Raw genomic sequence first — 23,534 nt, 5'->3', positions numbered from 1 at the left:
GGCCGCCAGCTCTACCATGGCGTCTGCGCGGGCTGCCACGGCGCCTCCGCCATCAGCAGCGGCCTGGTCCCGGACCTGCGCTACCTGGATGCCGAGACACATGCGCAGTTCGGCCCCATCGTCGCCGGCGCCCGAGCCTCACGTGGCATGCCGTCCTTCGCCCACCTGTTGCCCCCGGAGCAGATTGCAGTGATTCACCAGTATCTGATCAAGCGCGCGCACGACCTGACCGCCGCCCGCGCCGAGACGACCGAATGAGGCGAGCGCTCGCCTGCCTGCTGCTGAGCGGATCCGCCACCGTGACCGCCCAGACACTCCAGTTGGATCCTCTGATCGTCAGTGGTGACGCCGAACCGGCGCCGCCGTCGTCTACGCAGCTCGACGGCAGCGCGGCCGAAACCTCGGATGCGCTAAGCCTCGACACCTGGTTGCAACAGGTGCCTGGCGTGTTCGCGCAGAACCGCTACAACCTCGCCCAGGGCCTGCGGCCGTCGATTCGCGGCTTCGGCGCCCGGGCCGCGTTCGGGGTGCGCGGGATTCAGGTACTGGTCGACGGCGTCCCGCTGACGCTGCCCGACGGGCAGACCGAGCTCGACGTGCTGGACCTGGAGGCCGTGGAACGTATCGACGTGATTCGCGGTCCGGCCGCGGCGCTGTTCGGCAACGCGGCCGGCGGCGTCATCGCCATCGAGACCGCCGATCCTCCCGAGTCCTTCGAGACCGGGGCTCGAATCACCGCTGGCGAGCTGGGGCTGCGCCGCTGGCGCGCGACGCTGGGCGGCGGCCTGGGCGCGGACACGTCCGCGCGTCTGGCGCTCGGAGAGCAACGCCTGGACGGCGCGCGTGATCACGCCAACAGCCAAGTCCGACGGCTTAACGCCCGCAGCCGGACCGGGCTGGCCAACGGCCGGGTGAAGTTCAACGCCAGCGCGCTGGACGTCACCGCTCAGGACCCGGGCTCGTTGACCCGCGCCCAGGTTGATGACGATCCCGGACAGGCCGCGGCGAACAACCTGCGCTTCGATGCCGGCGAGCGCATCCGCCAGCAGCGCCTGAGCGGCCGCTGGCTGCGGACCACACGCACCGCGTCCTGGTCGTTGCAGGGCTTCGCCGGGCAGCGACTGTTCGAAAACCGCCTGCCCTTCGAATCCGGTGGGCAGGTGAGTTTCGACCGACGCTTCGGCGGTCTCGGCGGCACGCTGACAACCACCACCGCGGGCTGGGACCTGACCACCGGCCTGGATCTGCAACACCAGCGCGATGCCCGCCGGCGTTATGACAACCTCGACGGTGGCGTGCGCGGCGATCTGGCGCTGGATCAGACCGAGACAGCGACCGGCTCCGGACTCTACCTGGCCGCCGAACGCCCGCTGGGACCCGGGTGGCAACTCGATCTCGGCCTGCGCCTGGATCATCTGCGCATCGCGGTGGACGACCATTTCGGCAGCGACGGCGACGACTCCGGTGATCGCGACTTCGACGCGACAAGCTGGTCGGCTCAGCTCGCCCGCGAACTGGGTGCCGACCACCGCCTGACCCTGCGCGTGGCCAGCGCCTTCGAGTCCCCTACCGCCACCGAGCTGGCCAACCCGGACGGCGGCGGCTTCAATCCCGACCTCGACCCGGCCCGCGCCACGGCCGCCGAACTGGGCGTCAGCGGACTCACCCCGTCGGCTTCATACAGCATCGTGGTGTTCACGACCCGACTGCGCGACGAACTGGTGCCGTTCGAGCGTGACGACCAGCCGGGCCGGACGTTCTACCGCAACAGCGGCCGCTCCTCGCGAGACGGTGTCGAACTTGCGTGGACGCAGCAACTGACGCCGCGGTGGTCGACCCACGCCGGCTACACGTTCAGCCAGTTCGAATTTGATGACTACATGCGAGACGGGATGGACTTCGCCGGCAACCGCCAGCCGGGCATCCCGCGGCAGCACGGGTATCTGACGGTGAGCTGGGCGCCGGGCGCCACCCTGCTCAGTCTGCGTGGTCGGTTCATCGGTGAGCTCTATGCCGACGACGCCAACAGCACCCGCGTTCCGGGCCACGCGCTGCTCGACCTCGGCGGTTCGCTGCCGCTGGACGCGAAGCGGCGCTGGACGCTGCGCGCGGGCGTCAACAATCTTGGCGACATCGACTACGCCGACAACGTCCGCATCAATGCCTTCGGTGGTCGCTACTTCGAACCGGCGCCCGGCCGACACGTCTATGCCGGCCTGGAGGCCGCGTTCTGAGCCCGGGCGGGAGTTCCCCTACAGGAACAGAATCAGCAGCAACGCACCCAGCGCCAGCCGGTAGGCCACGAACGGCGCGAAGCCCATCCGATTGATGGCCCCGAGGAAAAGATGAATGCAGGCGTAGGCACTCACCGCGCTCAGCGCGGTTCCACCCACGATCGCGGCCCAGTCCACCGGACCATCCATCTTGAGCAAATCCAGGGTCTTGAGCCCGCCGGCAAGCAGGATCAGCGGAATGGCGAGCAGGAACGAGAAGCGGGCCGCCGCCTCGCGCTCAAGACCCAGGAACAGCGCCGCGGTCATGGTGATGCCGGACCGCGAGGTGCCGGGAATCAGCGCCAGGGCCTGGGCCAGGCCGACCCACAGGCCGTCGACCCAGCCCATGTCCTGCGTCCCACGTCCACCACGCCTGCGATCGGCCCACCACAGCAACAGGCCGAAACCGATGGTCGTCGCGGCGATGACCAGCGGACTGCGCAGATAGACCTCGATCCAGTCCTTGAACAGCAGACCGGCCAGCCCGGCCGGAATCGTCCCGAGCACCACCAGCAGACCCAGGCGCGCCTCCGGATTCATGCCGCGGCCGGCGGCCCAGGCCAATGTGCCCCCGCTCACCGACCAGACATCGCGCCGGAAATAGCCGACCACCGCGATCAACGAACCCACGTGAACGGCGACATCGAAGGCCAGCCCCTGATCCTGCCAGCCCAGCAGCACGGGCACGAGGATCAGGTGGGCGGAGCTGGAGATCGGCAGAAACTCGGTGATGCCCTGTACAACGGCCAGCAATATGATCTGCAGCCACGTCATACTCGGGCGCCTGTCATCCGTCGAAACATCAACTCACTCCCGTGAATCAGAAAGTCGAAAACGCACCGGTCGCATTGATCACCGGCGCAGCCAAGCGGCTGGGCGCCGCGATCGCCACGGAGCTGCATCGGAGGGGATATCGCATCATTGTCCACTATGGAGGCTCGTCGAAGGAAGCCGAGGCGCTGAGCAGCCGGCTCAACACCGACCGCCCCGGGTCGGCCATGACCGCGCAAGCCGATGTCGCCCGGGTGTCGGCGCTGCGGGACCTGGTGGACACCACCGTCGAGCGCTGGGGACGGCTGGACCTGCTGGTCAACAACGCCTCCACGTTCTACCCGACGCCGATGGGCCGCCTGGACGAAGCAGCGTTCGAGGACCTGATCGCCACCAACCTCCGGGCACCGCTGTTCCTGATCCAGGCCGCCCGCCCGCATCTGACCGAATCGGCCGGCAGCGTGATCAACATCGTGGACATTCACGCCCAGCATCCGCGACCGGACTACTCGGCCTACTGCGCGGCCAAGGCCGGGCTGGATGCCATCACCCGGTCCCTGGCGGTGGAGCTGGCGCCAGCGATCCGCGTCAACGGCGTGGCGCCGGGCACGATACTGCCGCCGCCCGAGTTCGATGGTGATGTCGATACCTGGGAGCGCAGCTCGGCCGCACCGGTCCCGATGCAGCGGACCGGCATGCCGGAGGAGATCGCGCACATGGTCGCGTTTCTCGCCAGCGACGAGGCCGCCTATGTAACCGGGCAGATCATCGCCGTGGACGGGGGCAAGTCCCGCGCCTGACCGCGCTACCTGGAGCCGCCTTGGGACTCGGACCGGAACTCGATGCGAGATTCTCCCAGCGCCTCGCCGTCCGGCCCGAAACGACGCTCGGCCATCTCGACCCGTCCGTCCGCGCCCCAGCGCAACGCGGTGCTGGCGCGGGTGCCGTAGTTCTCGCCACGGATGAATATCGGCGACAGGAAACGCTCCAGCTCGATCCCGACACCGGTGTCCGGCAGCGCCGCATCCTCGGCGGGTGCGGTCTGCCCCATCATGTCCAGCAACGCCGCCGTGCCACGATCCGACCCCATCGCGGCATCCAGCGCCTCACGGGCGCGCCGCACCTTGGGCCAGGGTGAATCCAGCGCGCCGTTCGACAGCGCATGCAGCCCCGGCTCGATGCGTTGCAGGCCCGCGGACTCGCGGTTGGCGAGAAACCAGAATTCGCGCCCGTCGAACATCAGCAGGCTGAAACCGGCGTAGCGCTCGAGATCGACCCCCGCCGCATAGTCCCGCGGCGACAGGCTGCCGCGCAGGAAGTCGGCGACCAGCGCGCCCCGGGACGGCGCGCCCTCGGCGGTCTGCTGCATTTCACGGTAATTGGTCAGCGCGGCGAAGCGACCTCGCCGGGAGCTTCCAAGCCAGGTGCCGCCGGCACGCAGATCACGCCCCCCCAGGATGTCCGGCGCGTCGTCCCACCAGTCCATGGCGGCGGCGGGACGATCATGAAACTCGTCCCGATTGGCCGCTACGACCAGAGGGCGGGCCTGGTCCGGTTGCCAGGCGAAAGCGATCAGGCACATGGCCGCGTCCAGAATGATTCGGCGCGCAAGGATTCTGAGGCGCCGGGACGATGTCAACCTCCCGCGCGTGAACGCTTTCCACTTTCCCTTGTAGAGTGCGGTCATGAATGATGACGCCATCTCCGACGAGACACGTCTGGCTGCGGTGCGCAACTGGGAGCGGCAGCCACCCGGCATCGGCGTGCGCGGGCTCGGCCAGAGCAGCGGCCGCATCGCACGCTACTTCCGGGGTGCGGTGCCAACGAGCCTGATCGAGATGGCCCTGAACTCCGCGAACGACCTGGCGCTACGCTCCTCATCCACCGCCACCGTGCTGCGCTGGGCGAATGCCGATTCGGTGGAAAGCCTGCGCGCCGCGCCGCTGGACCTCGGAGACAGGCTCAGCCAGCGGGTCCAGCGCGAGGCGATGGCCGCCGCGGCAACGCTGGGGGCCACCACCGGCCTGGGCGGCGCCGCGCTGATGGCCGTGGACATCCCGGCGTTGATCACGCTTTGCCTGCGCACCATCCACCGCACCGGCCTTGCCTACGGCCTGCCGCTGGAAGGGGAGGCCGGACGCATGCTCGCCATCGGCCTGTTCGCCCTGTCCTCCTCGAACACACCCGAGGACAAGCAGGCGGCGATCGAGGCACTGTCGCGCACGACGCCGGGTACGCCCATGGCCAGCCTGCTGGAAGCCGCATGGCGCGAAGGGCTGGAGCGCGCCTCAGAACGCGAACTGACCAAGCGCGCAGTGACGTTCTCGATGTCCAATCTTGGCCGTCAGCTCGGATGGAATCTGGCCAAGCGCAAGTCGGCCGCGGCCATCCCGGTGCTGGGCGCGGTGGTCGGCGGCTCGGTCAACGCGTGGACGGTCTACGATCTCGCGCGCAACACGCGCTTCGCGTTCCTCGCCTGGCGTCTGGGCCACTGGGGGCCGCAGTCCGCGATCGCCTGCACGCACATGGACGCGCTGCCAGCACCACCGACGGACGAACGGTCCGGACCCTGAGCCCGCCTCGTCGCTTGCGCCAAGCCCCCCGAGAGCGCAGGATTTCACGGCACGCAACGCGCTTGCGGCACGGTCCAACGGCCTGCCCCGCGCGCCGCGAACACTCCAACAAGAACGCCAATACGGGAGGAGAAACATGCGCCGCATGACGCCGCTAGACGCTGCCTGGCTGACCGTCGATTCGCGTGACACACCGATGCACGTGGCCACCCTGGTCATCCTGTCCAAGCCCCGGAACGCGGCGCCCAGTTACCTGCGCGATCTTGTCGACGAGTTCCAGGGCGCCCGCAGTTTCGTACCGCCGTGGAACCTGCGCATCCGCCAGTCGCCACTGAAAAACGTGCTGCCGGTGGTGGAGGAAATCCACGACATCGACATGGAATACCACGTGCGGCACTCGGCCCTGCCCGAGCCCGGCGGCGAGCGCGAACTGGGCGTGCTGGTCTCTCGCCTGCACGCCAACCAGCTCGATCTGACCAGGCCGCTGTGGGAATGCCACATCATCGAAGGGCTGGAGAAGGACCGCTTCGCGATCTACACGAAGATGCATCACGCGCTGGTCGACGGCGTCGCCGGCGTGCGCATCATGCAGCGCTCGTTCTCGGAAAGCGCGCGCGAACGCAACATGGCGCCGCCGTGGTCACGACGCGCGGCGACGGAACCCAAGCGTGAACGACACGCCGATGCGGCGCTAAGCCCCACGGGCTGGGCCGCCGCGGCCCTGGCGAGCACCCGCTCCAAGGCGCGCAGTGCCGCCGGCCTGGGCAAGACCGTCGCCCATCTGGTCAGCGCGGCGGGCAACCGGGAAAACGCGCTGACGTCACCTTACGACTCGCCGAAGTCGGTGCTGAACCGGCGCATTTCGCCACCACGGCGTTTCGGCACGCAGCAGTACGAACTCGAGCGGCTGAAGAAGATCTGTCAGGCCGCGGACGTCACGCTCAACGACGTCGTGCTGTGCATCTGCGGCGCCGCGCTGCGGCGCTTCCTGCTTGAGTCCAACGCGCTGCCGGACAAGCCGCTGACCGCGGGCATTCCCGTGTCGGTCCGACCGGCCGGCGACATGCAGGTGGGCACGGCGATCAGCTTCATCCTGTCCACGCTGGGCACGGACATCGCCGATCCGCTACTGCGATTGCAGGCCATCCACGCCTCGACCAGCAAGGCCAAGGGCGAGTTGCAGACACTGACCCGCAAGCAGATCGACGGCTACACGCTGATGCTGATGGGGCCATTCATCGGCTCACTGGTCACCGGCCTCGGCGGCCGGACCCGGCCGGTGTTCAACATCACCATCTCCAACGTACCGGGCCCGAAGAAACCGCTGTATTTCAACGGTGCACGGGTCGAGGGCGTCTACCCGGTGTCGCTGGTGACACACGGCCAGGCGCTGAACATCACCTGTCTGTCCTACGCGGGCAAGCTGAACTTCGGCTTCACCGCCGCGCGCGACACGCTGCCGCACATGCAGCGTCTGTCGGTCTACACCGGCGAGGCGCTGGAAGAGCTGGAAACCCTGCTGATGACCCGATCGGCGTCGAAGCCTTCGACCACACGCAAGCGAAAAACGGGCTAGCCCGGACAAAAAAAGAGGGCGCCATCGGCGCCCTCTTTTCGTTCGGGACTGCGCGCTACTGCGAAAGCGCGGCCCGGAAGGCGAAGAACCCGCTGCCGGTGCAGGCATCCGCGTCCTCGTAGCTGTCATCGACCACGTTGTCGATCCAGTTCACGAGCAGTTCGTAGCCTTCCATGTGCACCACGCTGCGTGCCAGCGGCGGCATCCGCGCGGCGATGGTCGTCGCGTCCGGCCCGACTCGATACGGGATGATGGAATCCGACGCATCGCCCGGATGGATGTCAACGGAGCGTCCGCCGCGACCTTCGGTTCCGGTCGCCGTCGGCCCCTTGCAGATGCCGTACACGCCGTTCACGTCACGGTACCAGTCGACATACATCCCCGTGTTCGAAGCCTGGCCGTGCGGGTTGTGGCAATGCGCACAGTTGATTTCCAGATAGGCGCGGGCACGGGCCTCGATATCCTCGGGAGAACCTGCCGCGTATCCGGAGTCACCCGGGACGTTGTAGATCGGCAAATGCTCGATCGCGGTGGCGACATGGGTTTGCGGATCCACCGTCAGGTCGTCCGGACAGTTGTCCATGTAGCCGTTCTCACACCAGTACACCACCTGGTTGTAACCGGCGACCGAATGGTGTGCCTGCCCCGAGTCGATCGGCGATTCACTCTCGTAGGCGCGGTTCAGGTTGCGCGGCTTCGGTCCGATGGGCGATGCACCTGGCTCGACGTCGTTGTTGCTGTGACAGGTCACGCACTGGCTGCCGTTCGGGAACAGATACTCCTGCGTGGAGCCGGTGTGGCGCACGCCACTATCGACATCGGTGTAGTCCCAGGAGGCGGCGGTCGATCCACCTTCCAGCGCGAGATGCGCCGACCAGTGACCGTCTTCCTGGGTCCAGATGTATTCCAGACCATCCCAGTAGACCTGACCGTCGTTGCGTGCGCGCTTGATCAGCAGACGCGTCTCCGCCGGGGTCTCGACGCCCGTGGTCTCGTCGGCGAACGCGAAGGTCTTCGCGATGATCGTGCCGACCGGGAACAGGATCGACGTGTTCACGCCGTCCGCGGTGTCACGGTAGTGCGCCTTCTCACCCGGAGGCAGGAACAGCACGCGGTGCTTGGTCGAATAGTCCGTGAACAGCTTGCTGTTCAACACATACGGAATACCGCGACCGTTCGGGGTGCTGCGAGGATCTTCAGGGTCGGCGAACAGATGGTACTGACCCAGCGACGGGCAGTTGACCGCATACGCCTTGCTGTTGATCTGGCCGCTGCCCACCGAGGCGTTGCACAGGCGTGCGACTTCCTCGGCCGAGGGTGCCGGGTCCACCGCGCCGGACGGTTCGAACGGCGGGGTCACCACGGGGTCGAGGTGCTTCATCGGCTTGCCGTACTCGGTCGGGCAATCATGCGGACTCATGTCGAAGTCCGATGCGAAGTTCGCGATGCCGGACAGAATGTCCACGATGCCGTCGACACTCAGCAGATCGGTGATGTTGCCGCCCAGCAGCAGGAAGAGCGCCTCCAGGCCATCCAGACCGTGGAAATTCGCGTAGGTCTGGCTGTCGTCGGCGAAGACGTTGTCGTCGGCGATACAGGACGACCACCACTCGGGCAGGATGCGCTCGCCCTGGTCATCGAACTTGTAGGCGTTGTAGCGGCAATCCGGGTTCGGGTACTGGTTGCCCGAGATCGGCTTGCCCTGCTCGTCCTGCGGCAGCGGGTCACCATTGGAGTCGACCGGATACGGGCACTCCGGGTCATAGTCATCCAGGTAGCCGTCCCAAACGATGTGAGCGCCGGCATAGCGCCCCAGCGCCGCCAGATTCTTCAGGCCGATCAGCATCGGAAACACCGACGTGATCTGGTCGCCACCGCTGGAGATGATCGCCTGCAGATCCGGGAGCGGCAGACGGTTGCCGTTGTTCTCGAAGGTGTTGCCGTAGATGTTGACCGTTTCGCTGTACATGTCCAGACGACGGTCGCCCGGTTCGCCGAGCACCTCGTAGCTGGTGTGCACGATGCCGGCGGTGTCGTGATCCTTGAACGTGTTGTTGAAGATCTCGATCTTGTCGTAGCCCAGCGTCATCAGCCCGATGCCCTGAGGTACGTCCGATACCAGCGTGCCCGGTTCGGCGAAGTTGTAGACGTTGTTGTTGCGCGCCATGTTGCCGTGTACCCGCGTGGACTTGCCATAGCGGGTGATGCCGTCCAGGTCGTAGACCAGGAAACCGGCGGTGTTGCATTCGGCGAGGTTGTCGATGAACTCGCCACTGCGGACGTTTTCGATCTCGAATGCGAACACGTTGTAGGCGGCACGCGAGTTCTGGATGATCGCGTTGTCCGTCTGCCCGACGTAGATGCCCGCATCCGACGCGCCGATCGATTCGGCGTGGTCGACCAGGATGTTTTCGGACTCGACCGGATACACGCCATAGCGGCCCGCGGCCACGCTGACGGTGTAATCGGGCGATGCAGCCCGCTCGTTGCGCGGCGGCTCCGTGCAGGCGACGTGGATCTTCTCCGCGTAGTTGTCCGCGGTGATCAGGTCCTCGTCATCCGTGTGGAAACCGCTGGACCACATGGTGCGCACGTGGGTCAGCGTGCCGTGATTCACGCCCTTGAGCTTGATGCCGTCGCCGGGCGTATCCAGCACCGTCAGGTCCTGCACGGTGATGCCGCGCACGTTGCTCGCGAGAATGCCTTCCTGCGAGGTGCTGTTCTTGAACGAGAGAATGGTCTCGTCCATGCCGCATCCCTTGATCAGGATGTTCTCGGTGTTGGCGAGCGACAGACCGGTTTCCAGTTCGTAGTAGCCGCAATCGAACTGAATCGTGTCCTTCGGACGCGCCTGAACCATCGCGCTGGCCATCTGCCCGGTGGCTTCCGGGCCGAGTTCGATGAAGAACACGCGCCCTTCCGACGAGCCCGTGCTGTCACTCGGCGGGCTGCTGGTGCCACAAGCGGACAACAGAAGAAGCACGGTCGATAGGCCGACCAGAAGGCGACATGAGTGGGTCATGCGGTTCCCCGATTCAGATGGGCGTGGACTTCAGAGCAAGAGAAAGCCAGATTCAGAATATTTAGCTCTCACTTAACGTTACACGCAGATGACGGCACGCCGGTTAGTAAATTTGGCTCACCGTCTGTCCGGACCAAACCGGCCCTCAGACGAAAAAAGGGGCGCCAAGGCGCCCCTTTTTTCGGTGGTGTCGCCTGGTCAGCGACTCGCAAAAAGTCCACCACCTCCGCAGGCATCCGCGTTGGCGTAGCTATCGTCGATGACGGTATCGATCCACTCCACCAGCAGGGCATGAGCTTCGTCGTGCACCACACTGCGCGCGATCGGCGGCATTCTCGCGGCAATGGTGTCCGCCTCGGGACCGATGCGATACGGAACAATGGAATCCGCCGCGTCGCCCGGGTGAATGTCCACCGAACGCCCGCCACGGCCCTCGGTGCCCGTCGCCGTTGGCCCCTTGCAAATGCCGTAAACACCGTCGACCGGACGCGCCCAGTCCACGTAAAAGCCCGTGTTCGATGCCTGGCCCTGCGCGTTGTGGCAATGCGCGCAGTTGATCTCGATGTAGGCGCGGGCGCGGGCCTCGATGTCCTCGTCCGAGCCCGCGGGGAAACCGGCATCGCCGGGCACATTGAAGATCGGCAGATGCTCAACGTTGGAGGCGACCTGAGTCGCGGGATCGACACCCAGGTCGGTCGGGCAGTTGGTCAGGAAACCGTTGTCACACCAGAAGGCGATCTGATTGACGCCATCCACCGCGTGCTGGGGCCGTGCGGCCGCCATCGCGGAATCCGCCCGGTAGGCGCGGTTGAGATTGCGTGGCTTGGGACCAATCGGCGCAGCGCCCGTTTCGACATCGTTGTTGCCGTGACAGGTGATGCACTGGTTGGCATTGGGGAACAGGTAGTTCGCCGTCGAACCGGTGTGGCGCACCCCGCTGTCGACGTCGGTGTAGTCCCAGCTCACGGACGCCGAACCGCCCCCCAGCTTCAGCTCGGCGACGCGCTCACCGTCGACCTCGGTCCAGATGTATTCCAGGCCATCCCAGTACACCTGCCCATCGTCGCGCTGACGCTTGATGAGCAAACGGGTTTCAGCGGCGATCTCGGTCCCGGCCGTCTCGTCGGCAAACGCGAAGGTCTTGGCGATGATCGTGCCCACGGGGAACAGAATCGTGGCATTCACGCCGTCATCGGTGTCGCGGTACTGCGCCGCCATGCCGTCAGGCAGATAGGCCACCCTGTATTTGGTGGAGTAGTCGGTAAACAGCTTGCTGTTCAGGGTAAAGGGCAATCCGCGACCGTTTGGCAGGCTGAGCGGGTCCGCCGGATCGCTGAACAGGTGGTACTGGTCCAGCGTCGGGCAATTGACCTTGAAGGCCGCGGCGTTGATCTGTCCCACCGGCACATCCGCATCGCAGAGCAAGGCAATCTCCTCCGCGGTGGGTGCCGGGTCGACGTCACCCGAGGGCACGAACGGTGGAATCACGACCGGTGGCAGTGGTGGCAGATTGCTGCCATAGGCCGTCGGGCAGTCGTGATCCGCCATGTCGAAACTCGATGGAAAATCCTGGACGCCTGCGATGATCTCCTGCAGCGCGGCCGGATCCAGCAGCACGCTGGGATCTCCGCCCGCGGCGAGGAACACCGCTTCCAGGCCTTCCGTCCCGTGGAAATTGGCGAAAGTCAGGCTGTCATCGGCGAAGTCGTTATCCGCATCGATGCAAGAGAACCACCAGGTCGGCTTGATGCGCGTGCCTTCATCATCGAACTTGTACGCGTTGTAGCGACAATCCGGATTGGGATACTGGTTGCCCTGGATCGGCCGACCCTCCGCATCCTGCGGGATGGGCTGGCCCTGATTGTCCGTCGGGTACGGACAATCGGCATCCAGCACATCGGCATAGCCGTCCCACAGGATATGGCCGCCGCGGTATTGATCCCCGCCGGCCTGGTTTTTCAGCCCGACAAGCGTGGGAAACGCCGACGTCACCTGCTCTCCGCCGGTTTCGATGATCGCGGCGACATCAGGCGGCGGCAGGTTGTTGCCGTTGTTGGAGAAGACGTTGTTGTAAATCCGCACGCCTTCGCCGTACATGTCCAGGCGCCGGTCACCAGGCGGCCCGAACAGTTCGTAGCTGGTATGAACAATTCCTGCGGTGTCGTTATCGCGGAACTCGTTCTCGAAGATATCCAGCTTGTCGTAGGCCAGCGTGATCATGCCCACGCCGCGCGGCACGTTGGAGACCAGCGTGCCGGGCTCGGCGAAGTTGTAGGTGTTGTTGTTGACGGCGACGTTGCCATACATCCGCGTGGCCTTGCCGTAGCGCGTGAGGCCATCCAGGTCGTAGACCAGGAACCCGCCGGTGTTGCACTCCGACAGGTTGTTGACGTATTCGCCGCCACGCACGTTCTCGATCTCGAAGCCGAACACGTTGTACGCGGCGCGGGAGTCGCGAATGATGGTGTTGTCGGTCTGGCCGACATAGATACCGGCATCCGACGCGCCCACCGATTCGGTGTGCTGCACCAGAATGTTCTCGGATTCCACCGGATAAATGCCATACCGGCCGGAGGCGACCGACACGCGGTAACCGGGCTCGCCGGCACCAATGTCCTGACTCCCATCGGCGGAGCGCTGCGGATTCACGCAGGTCACGTTCAGTTTGTCGGCGTAGTTGTCCGCGGTGATGGTGTCCTCATCCTCGGTGAGGCGGCCACTGGACCACATCGCGCGCACCCGCGTCAGTGTGCCGTGGTTGACCCCCTTGAGCTTGAAGGCATCACCCGGCGAGTCGAGAACGGTCAGGTCTTCGACGACCAGCCCCCGCACATTGATGGCGAGAAAGCCTTCCTGCGCCTGGCTGTTCTTGAAGGAGAGAACGGTGTCGTCAATGCCGCAGCCTTTGACCAGCACGTCTTCGGTGTTGGTGAGCTGAAAACCCGTCTCGAGTTCGAAGTAGCCGCAATCGAACCGGATTTCGTCCTTCGGCCGCGCCTGAACCATGGCCGCGACCATGTCGCTGGTGGCGTCCGGCCCGGGTGAGATGATGAACGTGCGACCGACCGTGTCGGACCCGCCGTCCGCTGCATTCCCAGGTTGGCTGCTCGAGCCACAACCGCTCATCAAGGCGGCCAACAACAACCCCGCCGTCGCAAGCATGCGCTGATTCATCAGGTTTTTCTCCTCACTCGCACCAAGATCCAGGGGGCTTTTCCGGTCGTGACCACCGATCACGGTGCCCCTCGTGTCCCATAGGATGCCTGAGCACGACGCTGCGTGCCGGGAAAATCATCCCAGCGCAATACAGCCCAACGCGTTGCTACACGGTCTGCGGCAGACGCTCAGTCAGCCAGGCACCGATCGCCGCGATCTGCTCCGGGCAGACCTGGTGCTCCATCGGATATGTCCGCCAGTCCACCGCATACCCCGCCTCGGTGAGGAAATCCCTGGACGCGGCCCCAAACTCCGGCGACACCACGGGATCGAAGCTGCCATGCATCATCAGGATGGGCAGATCGCGATTCGCGGCGTGAGCCTCACTCGTCAGGCGGTCGCGCAACGGCAGATACGTGGACAGGGCGAGCAGCCCCGCCAGCCGCATCGGGTATCGCAGCGCGGTGTGCAACGCCACCGCGCCGCCTTGAGAGAACCCGGCAATGACAATCCGCCCGGGTTCAATACCCGCTTCGCGTTGCTGGGCGATCAGCTCATCAACGCGGCGCGTGGATGCCGCAATGCCTTCCGCATCCTCGCGCCCTTCCGCGGTGAGCGACTTGATGTCGTACCAGGCCCGCATGGCCATGCCCATGTTCAGCGTGACCGGCCGAACCGGCGCGTGCGGGAACAGGAAGCGCACCCCATGCCCGGCCGGCAGCCCCAGCATCGGCACGACGGGCACGAAATCATTGCCGTCGGCCCCCAGCCCATGCAGCCAGATCACGCAAGCGTCGGCGGCGCGGTCGGGTTCGAGCACAACGGAGTCGTCTTGGAAATGGGCCATGTGCGTGCTTTCGATAAACTGGGGGCTCATTGTTGATGAGGCCATTGGAGGCCGACAAGCTCATGCGGCTGATCACGTTGCTGTTGGGGGCCGCACTGATGACGGCTTGCGGCCAGATGGGCCCCCTGGTGCGGCCCGGAGACTCTCCCGACCGGGAGACACGTGACCGCACGACCGAGACCACGGCGCCCACGACCGCGGACACGACGGACCAGGATGATGCCGAGACACCCTGAATGATGCGCAGCCGGCCATGGGCGAGCGTGTCACCTTCGAGGAACGAACGCCGCCCGGCCAGGCGCTCCACCACCCGGCCGGCCATCGCAACCACCGCGCTCATGCCGCCGAGCTGCGTCAGCCGACCTGCGCGATTTGCGATACCGCTGCTCTTGCTGATGTGTTGCATCGGGTCAAGCGCGCTGGCGGCCTCGGACCCACGCGTCGGCTGGCTACCCACACAGCCTGCGGTGAAACCGCTGATGGCGGTCTCCGCGGAAGCGGTCAACGAGCTGTCGTTCTCACGCTTCAGCCGCAATGGGGATACCGCCACGCTCGGCCACGGCAAGCTGGGGCTGGAATACGTGTTCCATGGCTGGAAGCGCGCCGGCGCGGTGACTCAGGTCGGGTTGATGGCGTCCACGCAGTCCCAATTCAACATGAGCACCTCGTCGGACGACCTGATCAACACCGACTACTTCCTCGCGATACCGGTGATGTGGAGCAACGGGCGCTGGGGCGCGCGCGGCCGCCTGCTGCACCAGAGTTCGCATCTCGGTGACGAGTTCCTGCTCAGCGGCGACGCCCCGGAGCGCAAGAACCTGTCCTACGAGGCCCTGGACCTGATGATCGACCACCGCCCGCGCGCGGGCTGGCGGCTCTATGCAAGCGCCGGCTACGTGATCGCCTCCGATCTGGACGAGATCGGCAACATCGGCGGTAGCGTCGGCGTGGAATACATCAGCCCCGATCCTGTACTCGGCGCGGCCCACTGGATCACGATCGCCAACGTCACCACGACCGAGGCTTTCGAATCAGACGCACAGGCACGCCTGATCAGCGGGCTGCGCTTCATCTCCGACGGTGGAAAGCGCAATGCGCTGACCCTGGCGCTCCAGGGTTTCACGGGCCCCATCCCGTTCGGCCAGTTTTTCAACCAGAACGCGAGCTACTGGGGCATCGCGTTGTTCTTCGAGCGCTTCTAGGCAGGGCGCTAACGAATACGCGCGTAGCTGCCACCAGACAGGCATTTTCTTTAGACTACCCGGCCGGCCGGCGCGAGCCACCCGGTCGGGTGCTCACTGACCCCGGACAATCCGACGTGGACCACTTCAACCTGCGCAACGGCGTTCTGCACGCCGAAGCCGTCCCGGTGCCCGACATCGTCGCCGCACACGGCACGCCCTGTTTCATTTATTCCCGCGCCACGCTGACCCGCCACTACCGCGTGTTCGACGAGGCGCTCGCGGGCCTCGACCATCTGGTCTGCTACGCGGTCAAGGCCAACAGCAACCTGGGCGTGCTCAACGTGCTGGCACGACTGGGCTCCGGCTTCGACATCGTCTCGGTGGGCGAACTCGAACGGGTGCTGGAAGCCGGCGGCGACGCGGCCAAGACCGTGTTCTCCGGCGTCGGCAAGACCGCCGCGGAGATGGAACGGGCGCTGGAGGTGGGCATCAAGTGCTTCAACGTCGAGTCACTGCCCGAACTGGAGCGCCTGAACGCCGTCGCCACCGCCCATGGCGTGCGCGCCCCGGTGTCGCTGCGCATCAATCCGGATGTCGACGCCGGCACGCATCCGTACATCGCCACCGGGCTCAAGGACAACAAGTTCGGCATCGACATCGGTGATGCCGACCGCGCCTTCGATCTCGCCCGCGACCTGCCCGCGCTGGATATCTTCGGGCTGGATTGCCACATCGGCTCGCAGCTGACGACGCTGCCGCCGTTCATCGACGCCCTGGACCGCCTGCTGGTGTTGCTGGACCGGCTCGCCGAGCGCGGCATCGCCATCCGGCATCTGGACCTCGGCGGCGGACTGGGCATTCGCTATCAGGCCGAGGAACCACCGCTGCCGCAGGCCTACGCCGAGGCGATCCGCGACAAGCTGGCGGACCGGGGGCTGGAGATCCTGATCGAGCCCGGCCGCGCGATCGCCGGCAACGCGGGCATTCTGGTCACCCGCGTCGAATTCCTGAAGCAACAGCCGGAAAAGCGCTTCGCGATCGTCGACGCGGCGATGAATGACCTGATCCGCCCCACGCTCTACAACGCCTGGCAGAACATCGTCCCGGTGCAGCCCCGTGATGACATTCCAATGCATCGCTACGACATCGTCGGCCCGGTCTGCGAATCCGGTGACTGGCTGGGACGCGACCGTGACCTGGCCATCGCCGCCGGCGACCTGCTGGCCGTCCGCTCGGCGGGCGCCTACGGTTTCACCATGAGCAGCAACTACAACTCCCGCCCGCGTGCCGCGGAAGTCATGGTCGACGACGACCAGGTCCACCTCGTCCGCGCCCGCGAAGCACTGACCGATCTGTGGCGCGGCGAACTGGTCCTGCCGGCATGAGCGACGCGCACACGCTTTATCTGCTCGACGGCTCCAGCTGGCTCTACCGCGCGTTTCATGCGTTGCCGCCGCTGACCAACTCCAGCGGCGAACCCACCGGGGCCGTGTTCGGCATGGGCAACATGCTGCGCAAGCTGCTCGCCACCGAAGCGCCGGACCGCATCGCGGTGATCTTCGATCCGCGCGGCAAGACCTTTCGCCACGAGCTGGACCCCAACTACAAGGCCAACCGGCCGCCGGTTCCGCCGGATCTGTCCGACCAGTTCGAACCGATCCGCAGCATGATCGACGCCCTGGGCCTGCCGATTCTGCAAATCGACGGCGTCGAGGCCGATGACGTGATCGGCACACTGGCCAAACAGGCGGAGGCCGCCGGCTGGAACACGGTGATCGTGACCGGCGACAAGGACATGGCGCAGATCGTCAGCGACCAGGTCGTGCTGTACGACACGATGAACGACAAGCGCATGGACCCGGCCGGCGTGGTCGACAAGTTCGGCGTGGGCCCGGAACGCATCATCGATCTGCTCGCGCTGATGGGCGACACCTCGGACAACATTCCCGGCGTGCCCAAGGTTGGCCCGAAGACGGCCGCCAAGTGGCTGAACGCCCATGGCGATCTGGACAGCGTCATCGCCTACGCCGACGACATCGGCGGCAAGGTCGGCGAGTCGCTGCGCGAACATCTGGAGCAGCTGCCGAAATCTCGCGAACTCGCGACCATCCGCTGCGATGTCGAGCTCCCACTGGCCTTCGATGCGCTGACGCGGTCCGAACCGGATACCGACGCGCTGCGCGAGCTGTACCGGCGCATGGATTTTCACCGCTGGCTGGCCGATCTCGACGATGACGCTCCAGGCGACGCGCCCGCCACGCCGGATGCGCCCAGTGATCTGACCTATCACACGGTGCTGACGCAGGACGACCTGGACGCGCTGCTCGCGCGCCTCAAAGACGCCGAACTAATCTGCCTGGACACCGAGACCGACGCGCTGGACGCGATCACCGGCGGGCTGGTCGGCCTGTCGTTCGCGGTGGAGCCGGGCGAGGCCTGGTACCTCCCGGTGGCGCACGACTACCTGGGCGCTCCCGACCAGCTCGATCGCCAGATGGTGCTGGACACCCTGCGCCCGGTGCTGGAAGCCGAGTCCCCCGCCAAGGTCGGTCAGCACATCAAGTACGACATCAATGTGCTGGCGCACCACGGCATCGCGCTGCAAGGCGTGAACTACGACACCATGCTGGAATCCTACGTGCTCGACCCGACCGCCGGGCGCCACGACATGGATTCGCTGGCCGAACGCGTACTCGGGCTGAAGACGACGAGCTTCACGGACATTGCCGGCAAGGGGAAAAAGCAGCTCACCTTCAACCAGATCGATCTGGAACAGGCGACCCCCTACGCCGCCGAGGACGCGGACATCACCCTGCGCCTGCATCAGGCGCTGTGGAGCCAGCTGTCCGAACATGCCGGCCAGAAGGCGGTGTTCGAGTCGCTGGAAGTGCCGCTGATCCAGGTCCTGGCCCGGGTGGAACGCCACGGCGTGCTGATCGACGCCAAACACTTGCAGACCATCACCCGCGAGATGGCGGAACGGATGCGGGAGCTGGAGCAACTGGCCTACGCCGCCGCCGAGGGCGAGTTCAACCTGAACTCTCCCGGCCAGCTCAAGGACATCCTGTTCGACCGCCTGGGCCTGCCGGTCAAGCGCAAGACGCCCAAGGGACAGCCGTCGACGGCCGAGGACGTGCTGTCCGAGCTGGCGCAGGAACATCCGCTGCCGCAGATGATCCTGGACTGGCGGGGCCTGGCGAAGCTGCGCTCCACCTACACCGAAAAGCTGCCGGAGCGGATCAACCCGGTTACCGGCCGCGTCCACACGTCCTATCACCAGGCGGTGGCGGCGACGGGTCGGCTGTCGTCCTCCGAACCGAACTTGCAGAACATCCCGATCCGCACCAAGGAAGGCCGCCGCATCCGCGAGGCCTTCGTCTCGCCGGTAGGCCACAAGCTGGTCGCCATCGACTACTCGCAGATCGAGCTGCGGCTGATGGCCCACTTCTCCGGCGACGAATCGATGATCGCCGCCTTCGTCGACGGCCGCGACATCCATCGCAACACCGCGGCCGAGGTCTGGGGGCTGGCGCTGGACGCCGTCAGCGACGAGCAGCGCCGCGCCGCCAAGGCGATCAATTTCGGCCTGATCTACGGCATCTCCGCCTTCGGTCTCGCTCGCAACCTGAACATCGGGCGTGACGAGGCGCAGTCGCACATGAACGCGTTCTTCTCCCGCTACCCGGGCGTCAAGGACTACATGGAACGCTGCAAGGCCGACGCCAAGGAACAGGGTTACGTCGAGACCCTTGCGGGCCGCCGGCTGTACCTGCCGGACATCCGCGCGCGCAACCAGCAGGCGCGCCAGTACGCGGAACGCACGGCGATCAACGCACCGCTACAGGGCACCGCCGCCGATCTGATCAAGCAGGCGATGATCGATATCGATCGCTGGCTGGCGCAGCAGGGCTCGGCCGCGAAGATGATCATGCAGGTGCATGACGAGCTGGTCTTCGAGATTCCGGACGCCGAGGCGCAGGATCTGGCGAAGACGCTGGCGGGCCGGATGGAAGCGGTCGGAAACGGGCTTTCCGTCCCACTCGTGGCCGAGTTCGGAATCGGCGCGAACTGGGACGAGGCGCACGGCTGATCCGGCGCCGACGAACGGCCCATCGAAACCGATGAATGGATGCCCGAATTCCCCGGAATCTCTTTCAATTTCAATGGGTTGAGAAATTTAGAGGAATTTCGCAACGAAATGAACTTCGGGATGGGGGCCGGGTCTTATTCCGTGAGCGCTTTCCCCAGCGCTCTCCGCCTCCACTCCCTGGGCGGAAACAAGCGATCGGCTCCCCCAAGCCGAGACCGCTTCCCCGGCGAGGTCGTCCCCGGACCCGCCGGGGATTTTTTTGCCCGCCGTCCCTTCAGACGGTTTGCGGCAGCAGCAAATCCACCACCGCGAGCTTCGCGGCATCGATCCCCACCCCCGTTCGCGCGGACACGGCCAGCACGGTCGCGGCGCCATCGATCGCACGAATCACCTGCTGCTTGGCGGCAGCGGCCGCGCCCTTCGACAGCTTGTCCGCCTTGTTCAGCAGGATGATGCAGGGCAACGGCCGCGCCGCGCACCATTCGAGCATCTGGATATCGGTGTCGGTCAGCGGACGGCGCGTGTCCATGATCACGACCAGCCCGACCAGGGCGTCCCGATACTGCAGGTAACCCTCGATCATGCGATGCCAGTCCCGCCGGACCGAGTCGGGCGCCTTCGCGAAGCCGTAGCCGGGCAGATCGACCAGACGCGCCTCGTGACCCAGATGGAAGAAGTTCAGCAGCTGCGTGCGCCCCGGCGTCTTGCTGGTGCGGGCCAGCGACTTCTGGCGGGTTATCGCGTTGATCACGCTGGACTTGCCGGCGTTCGAGCGCCCCGCGAAGGCGATCTCGGGACGATCCGGGGCTGGCGCCTGACGCAGCGCGGCGGCGGAGCACTCGAAACGGGCGGAGGCAAGCAGCTTGCTCGCGTACGCGGTTCTTTCGTCGTTCATCGGTAGGCTACAATAGGGCGATTCCAATGATATGTCTTTTCCGGCGCGCTCAGTTCGCCGCCAGCAGGAGCCCTTGAACCCATGATCGACGTGTTGCGCACTTCTGCCGCCGCCCTGGCGATGGTCCTGGCCGGATCCGCCTTCGCGGCGGACGACTCCCACAGTCTCGCCAAGGGCGACGCCGAAGCCGGCGCCCAGAAGGCAGCCGCCTGCGCGGCCTGCCACGGCCCGGACGGAAACAGCGTGAATCCGGAATGGCCCAAGATCGCCGGCCAATCCGCCAAGTACCTCGAGTCATCCCTGCAGGCCTACAAGGCCGGCGAACGCCAGAACGCGCTGATGGCCGGTCAGGTGATGAACCTGTCGGACGAGGACATGACGAATCTGGCGGCGCATTTTTCCGCGCAGACGTTCAAGCCGGGCGCGGGCTCCGAAGAGTCCATCGAAGTCGCCGAGCCGCTTTATCGGGGCGGTGACGCCGAGCGCGGCATTCCCGCCTGCCTCGCCTGCCATGGACCGAAGGGTCAGGGCAACGACGCTGCCGGCTGGCCGCACATCGGTGGCCAGCACGCCACCTATCTGGCCACCGCGCTGAAGGCCTACCGGGCCGGGGAACGGAACAGTTCGGCCAATGGTCAGATGATGACAGCGGTGGCGCAGGAACTGACGGACGCCGAAATCGAAGCGCTCGCGGGTTACGTCGCCGGACTCCAGTAAGTTCAAAAGGCTACAGACCATGCTCAAGCAACGCTTTCTCGCGAGCGCCGTCGCGCTCGTCGCGATCGCCACTCTCCCGCTCGCCTGCAGCGCGCAGGACGGCCCGCTGCGCTACCACGAAGGTCAGCACTACAAGTCGGTTCCACAGCCGGAAGCGCTTGGTGATTCGGACACCATTCAGGTGGCCGAAGTCTTCTGGTACGGCTGCAATCACTGCTACCGGTTCGATCCCATGGTTCACGACTGGGAAGCCGACCTGGCTGGCGACGTGGAGTTCATCCGGGTCCCGACCTCGCTGGGCCGCGACCAGGCGTTGAACCACTCACGCGCGTACTACACCGCGGAAGCCCTTGACGTGCTCGACAAGGTGCATCCGGCGATATTCAAGGCCATCCATCAGGAAGGTAAAAGCCTTTATTCCAAGGAACAGATCGCGGAAGTGTTCGAGGATCAGGGCGTCGACCGCGAGAAGTTTGATGCCACGTTCAACAGCTTCGCGGTCGAGAACAAGGTGCGCCGCGCCGAGAAACTGGTCCGGCAGTTCGGCGTGACCGGAGTCCCGGCGATTGTCGTCAACGGTCGATACATGACCAGTGGCCGTTACGCCGGCGGCTTCGATGACATGCTGAAGGTCACCGACTTTCTGATCACCAAGGAACGCTGATCCGCCGTGTTGACGCGCCACGGCGCGGCAACCCGATCAAGCCCGCCGCGTGCGGGCTTTTTCGTGAGACACTGCGAGCACGTGAACCCTGCTCAACGACGGAGGCTCCGCCATGCGACTCCAGATTCGTTCCCTGCTCGCCCTGACATCCGCGCTGCTCATCGTCGGCTGCGCCAGCCGAGGACCCATCGTCGACACGCAGGGCATTGATCAGGCGAAGTACGCGCAGGACCTGGCGCAATGCGAGCAATACGCCGACCAGGTCAGCGTCGGGCGCAGTGCGGCCGGCGGAGCGCTGGGCGGCGCCGCGATCGGCGCGTTGATCGGCAGCATCTTCGGCAACAGCAGCACCGCCAAGCAATCGGCCGGTGCCGGCGCCGTCGTCGGGGGCGCCAAGGGCACCGCGCGGGGCGCGCAGGAAAAGGATCAGGTGGTGAAGAACTGCCTGCGGGGCCGCGGGTACCGCGTCCTGAACTGAGGCCACCGGGCCCGGGCCTCTCGCCCCGGCGCTCGGCGTCAGCCCGTCGCTTCCTCGACGATCTCCCAGCGACCGTCCGGCGTCAGTCGCCAGTACTGCGACTTGGTAGCTTCGCGCAGCAGATCATCGCTGACGTATTGCTGCCGGAATCTGGCGACGAACAGCAGCTCCTCCACACCGGGATACCGGTAGAGCTCCAGGTCATTGATCTCGATCTGCACGAACGATCGAGCACCGTTGACCAGCCGCTTGTGCTCGGCGAACGCGGCGCGATCCATTCCCTCGGCGGAGAAATCCTCCGCGTAGTGAGCCAGGTAGGCATCGGTGTCCAGCGACTCCCAGTCCCGGCGCCATTGCATCACCTGACTGCGTAACGAGGCCGCCAGCAGATCGGAATCGGATTCCCGCACCCACTGGATCGCATCCACCAGCACCACCGGCGTCTCGCCGGGCTTGATGAACGGCGCCAAGCCCCTGAAATCGACATTCGCCAGGGCCACGCAGCCCTCGCTGGCCAGCGGCACGCGGCTGAAGGTGTCGCTGGGCACGCCATGCACCCAGATCCCGTAGCCGGTTCGCCCGAGGCGACGATCCCAGGCATTCGGGTAGTCCACCGGATACGCCCCAGCGCCGTAGAGGTCTGGCAGTGCCTTGCCGTCCAGATACTCGGTCACGTGGTAGATGCCCACGGGGGTGCGACCGTCACCCTCGACTTCCTTGCCGATGCCCGCCCGACCAATGGACGAGTAATGGTCACGCACCAGCCGCAGACCCTCGGGCGTATTCTCGAACACGTACAGCCGCGAGGCGCTGAGGTCGACCACGACGACATAGCGAAACTTGCGCGGCAGCGTCAGTAGCGACTGCGGAATCAGCCCGTTCATGCCGCGCCCCAGCCGGTGCGCCCAGCGACGCTGCGCCTCGCTGCGCAGGCTGGCGATCATCGCACCGGTGTCGGGGGCCAGCTCCCGCGCGGGACGCCCGGATCGCGCGTCCAGCAGGTTCGCGTACAGGTACTGCGCCAGCCGAAAATCAGGCTGCTGCCGGGTGAGCAGGCTCAGGTTCGCCAGCGCGGCATCCGCGCGACCGGCGTTGAGGTGATCCAGGGCCACCAGCAGATGGGCCTCCGGCGCCGTCGCCGGCATCAGCAGGCCGGGATTTGCTCCGACCGGTCCCGCGATCAACAGGAGACCGAGAAGGAGGCGCCTCACAGCTCGGCGACGACCGTCTCGCGATAGATTTTCCATTCACCGTCAACCGGACGCATCTCCAGGCGCTTGCGCACGCG

Annotated in this window: 19 protein-coding genes; 12 read left to right on the top strand and 7 right to left on the bottom strand. The window is 65.9% G+C overall.

Going from position 1 to position 23,534, the window contains the following annotated elements; translation table 11 throughout:
* Window positions 1–258: c-type cytochrome (locus tag ABNS06_RS05855; protein WP_348673178.1), on the top strand; the 258-nt coding region annotated here is incomplete at its 5' end.
* A complete protein-coding gene (locus tag ABNS06_RS05850; protein WP_348673177.1) occupies window positions 255–2,234 on the top strand; it encodes a TonB-dependent receptor in 1,980 nt (659 codons plus the stop codon). The genes ABNS06_RS05855 and ABNS06_RS05850, both read left to right, overlap by 4 nt.
* 18 nt (window positions 2,235–2,252) lie before the next feature.
* Here ABNS06_RS05850 and ABNS06_RS05845 read toward each other — a convergent pair whose 3' ends face one another.
* Window positions 2,253–3,047: an undecaprenyl-diphosphate phosphatase gene (locus tag ABNS06_RS05845; protein ID WP_348673175.1), complete on the bottom strand. Its 795-nt coding sequence runs from the start codon at window positions 3,045–3,047 to the stop codon at window positions 2,253–2,255.
* A 41-nt stretch (window positions 3,048–3,088) separates the two neighbouring features.
* Between ABNS06_RS05845 and ABNS06_RS05840 the strand changes: the two genes are divergently transcribed.
* Entirely contained in the window at window positions 3,089–3,844 is a 756-nt protein-coding gene (locus ABNS06_RS05840) for a pteridine reductase (protein WP_348673173.1), read from the top strand.
* A 5-nt stretch (window positions 3,845–3,849) separates the two neighbouring features.
* On the opposite strand, the gene ABNS06_RS05835 is transcribed toward ABNS06_RS05840, so the two are convergent.
* Window positions 3,850–4,626 carry an NRDE family protein gene (locus ABNS06_RS05835; RefSeq protein WP_348673172.1) on the bottom strand — a complete coding sequence of 259 codons (777 nt, stop codon included), beginning with the start codon at window positions 4,624–4,626 and terminating at the stop codon, window positions 3,850–3,852.
* A 103-nt stretch (window positions 4,627–4,729) separates the two neighbouring features.
* Here ABNS06_RS05835 and ABNS06_RS05830 point away from each other — a divergent pair, with 103 nt between their 5' ends.
* Both ABNS06_RS05830 and ABNS06_RS05825 read left to right on the top strand, forming a co-directional pair.
* A complete protein-coding gene (locus tag ABNS06_RS05830) occupies window positions 4,730–5,617 on the top strand; it encodes an EcsC family protein (protein ID WP_348673171.1) in 888 nt (295 codons plus the stop codon).
* 145 nt (window positions 5,618–5,762) lie between these two features.
* Entirely contained in the window at window positions 5,763–7,193 is a 1,431-nt protein-coding gene (locus tag ABNS06_RS05825) for a wax ester/triacylglycerol synthase family O-acyltransferase (protein WP_348673170.1), read from the top strand.
* 55 nt (window positions 7,194–7,248) lie between these two features.
* Here the strand turns inward: ABNS06_RS05825 and ABNS06_RS05820 are convergent, their stop codons facing one another.
* The 3 genes from ABNS06_RS05820 to ABNS06_RS05810 all read right to left on the bottom strand — a co-directional run bounded on the left by ABNS06_RS05820 (window position 7,249) and on the right by ABNS06_RS05810 (window position 14,218).
* Window positions 7,249–10,104: a parallel beta-helix domain-containing protein gene (locus ABNS06_RS05820; RefSeq protein WP_348673168.1), complete on the bottom strand. Its 2,856-nt coding sequence runs from the start codon at window positions 10,102–10,104 to the stop codon at window positions 7,249–7,251.
* A 309-nt stretch (window positions 10,105–10,413) separates the two neighbouring features.
* Window positions 10,414–13,389, bottom strand: a complete 2,976-nt coding sequence (locus ABNS06_RS05815; RefSeq protein ID WP_348673167.1) for a parallel beta-helix domain-containing protein — start codon at window positions 13,387–13,389, stop codon at window positions 10,414–10,416.
* 148 nt (window positions 13,390–13,537) lie between these two features.
* Window positions 13,538–14,218 carry an alpha/beta fold hydrolase gene (locus ABNS06_RS05810; RefSeq protein ID WP_348673166.1) on the bottom strand — a complete coding sequence of 227 codons (681 nt, stop codon included), beginning with the start codon at window positions 14,216–14,218 and terminating at the stop codon, window positions 13,538–13,540.
* Window positions 14,219–14,280: 62 nt separating this feature from the next.
* Between ABNS06_RS05810 and ABNS06_RS05805 the strand changes: the two genes are divergently transcribed.
* The 4 genes from ABNS06_RS05805 (at window position 14,281) to polA (ending at window position 19,492) form a co-directional block, all read left to right on the top strand.
* On the top strand, window positions 14,281–14,454 hold the full coding sequence (locus ABNS06_RS05805; RefSeq protein ID WP_348673165.1) for a hypothetical protein: 174 nt from the start codon (window positions 14,281–14,283) through the stop codon (window positions 14,452–14,454).
* Complete coding sequence (locus ABNS06_RS05800; protein ID WP_348673164.1) at window positions 14,455–15,420, top strand: DUF1207 domain-containing protein; 966 nt, start codon at window positions 14,455–14,457, stop codon at window positions 15,418–15,420.
* A gap of 116 nt (window positions 15,421–15,536) precedes the next feature.
* Window positions 15,537–16,787 carry a diaminopimelate decarboxylase gene (gene lysA, locus ABNS06_RS05795; RefSeq protein ID WP_348673163.1) on the top strand — a complete coding sequence of 417 codons (1,251 nt, stop codon included), beginning with the start codon at window positions 15,537–15,539 and terminating at the stop codon, window positions 16,785–16,787.
* Window positions 16,784–19,492, top strand: coding sequence for a DNA polymerase I (polA, locus tag ABNS06_RS05790; RefSeq protein ID WP_348673162.1), 2,709 nt, complete (start codon window positions 16,784–16,786; stop codon window positions 19,490–19,492). The genes lysA and polA overlap by 4 nt, the downstream gene beginning before the upstream one ends.
* Window positions 19,493–19,766: 274 nt before the next feature.
* Here the strand turns inward: polA and yihA are convergent, their stop codons facing one another.
* A complete protein-coding gene (yihA, locus tag ABNS06_RS05785; RefSeq protein WP_348673161.1) occupies window positions 19,767–20,387 on the bottom strand; it encodes a ribosome biogenesis GTP-binding protein YihA/YsxC in 621 nt (206 codons plus the stop codon).
* Window positions 20,388–20,468: 81 nt separating this feature from the next.
* On the opposite strand from yihA, the gene ABNS06_RS05780 reads away from it, so the two are divergent.
* The 3 genes from ABNS06_RS05780 to ABNS06_RS05770 all read left to right on the top strand — a co-directional run bounded on the left by ABNS06_RS05780 (window position 20,469) and on the right by ABNS06_RS05770 (window position 22,246).
* Window positions 20,469–21,104: a c-type cytochrome gene (locus ABNS06_RS05780; protein ID WP_348673159.1), complete on the top strand. Its 636-nt coding sequence runs from the start codon at window positions 20,469–20,471 to the stop codon at window positions 21,102–21,104.
* 19 nt (window positions 21,105–21,123) lie between these two features.
* Window positions 21,124–21,768: a thiol:disulfide interchange protein DsbA/DsbL gene (locus ABNS06_RS05775; RefSeq protein ID WP_348673158.1), complete on the top strand. Its 645-nt coding sequence runs from the start codon at window positions 21,124–21,126 to the stop codon at window positions 21,766–21,768.
* A gap of 112 nt (window positions 21,769–21,880) precedes the next feature.
* Window positions 21,881–22,246, top strand: a complete 366-nt coding sequence (locus tag ABNS06_RS05770) for a hypothetical protein (RefSeq protein WP_348673157.1) — start codon at window positions 21,881–21,883, stop codon at window positions 22,244–22,246.
* A 38-nt stretch (window positions 22,247–22,284) separates the two neighbouring features.
* Here the strand turns inward: ABNS06_RS05770 and ABNS06_RS05765 are convergent, their stop codons facing one another.
* Window positions 22,285–23,430, bottom strand: a complete 1,146-nt coding sequence (locus ABNS06_RS05765; protein WP_348673156.1) for a L,D-transpeptidase family protein — start codon at window positions 23,428–23,430, stop codon at window positions 22,285–22,287.
* Between the last annotated feature and the right edge of the window lie 104 nt (window positions 23,431–23,534).

It is taken from the genome of uncultured Abyssibacter sp. (assembly GCF_964000955.1).
GTDB lineage: Bacteria > Pseudomonadota > Gammaproteobacteria > Nevskiales > OUC007 > Abyssibacter.
The sequence above is the reverse complement of the archived record's forward strand: the minus strand, read 5'-3'. Positions and strand labels throughout refer to the sequence as shown.

Coding starts and splice junctions, on each gene's coding strand:
- ABNS06_RS05770 (WP_348673157.1), top strand. CDS start 21,881: ATGCGACTCCAGATTCGTTCCCTGCTCGCCCTGACATCCGCGCTGCTC.
- ABNS06_RS05815 (WP_348673167.1), bottom strand. CDS start 13,389: ATGAATCAGCGCATGCTTGCGACGGCGGGGTTGTTGTTGGCCGCCTTG.
- ABNS06_RS05850 (WP_348673177.1), top strand. CDS start 255: ATGAGGCGAGCGCTCGCCTGCCTGCTGCTGAGCGGATCCGCCACCGTG.
- ABNS06_RS05800 (WP_348673164.1), top strand. CDS start 14,455: ATGATGCGCAGCCGGCCATGGGCGAGCGTGTCACCTTCGAGGAACGAA.
- ABNS06_RS05830 (WP_348673171.1), top strand. CDS start 4,730: ATGAATGATGACGCCATCTCCGACGAGACACGTCTGGCTGCGGTGCGC.
- ABNS06_RS05845 (WP_348673175.1), bottom strand. CDS start 3,047: ATGACGTGGCTGCAGATCATATTGCTGGCCGTTGTACAGGGCATCACC.
- ABNS06_RS05810 (WP_348673166.1), bottom strand. CDS start 14,218: ATGGCCCATTTCCAAGACGACTCCGTTGTGCTCGAACCCGACCGCGCC.
- ABNS06_RS05780 (WP_348673159.1), top strand. CDS start 20,469: ATGATCGACGTGTTGCGCACTTCTGCCGCCGCCCTGGCGATGGTCCTG.
- ABNS06_RS05835 (WP_348673172.1), bottom strand. CDS start 4,626: ATGTGCCTGATCGCTTTCGCCTGGCAACCGGACCAGGCCCGCCCTCTG.
- ABNS06_RS05775 (WP_348673158.1), top strand. CDS start 21,124: ATGCTCAAGCAACGCTTTCTCGCGAGCGCCGTCGCGCTCGTCGCGATC.
- polA (WP_348673162.1), top strand. CDS start 16,784: ATGAGCGACGCGCACACGCTTTATCTGCTCGACGGCTCCAGCTGGCTC.
- ABNS06_RS05805 (WP_348673165.1), top strand. CDS start 14,281: ATGCGGCTGATCACGTTGCTGTTGGGGGCCGCACTGATGACGGCTTGC.
- ABNS06_RS05825 (WP_348673170.1), top strand. CDS start 5,763: ATGACGCCGCTAGACGCTGCCTGGCTGACCGTCGATTCGCGTGACACA.
- yihA (WP_348673161.1), bottom strand. CDS start 20,387: ATGAACGACGAAAGAACCGCGTACGCGAGCAAGCTGCTTGCCTCCGCC.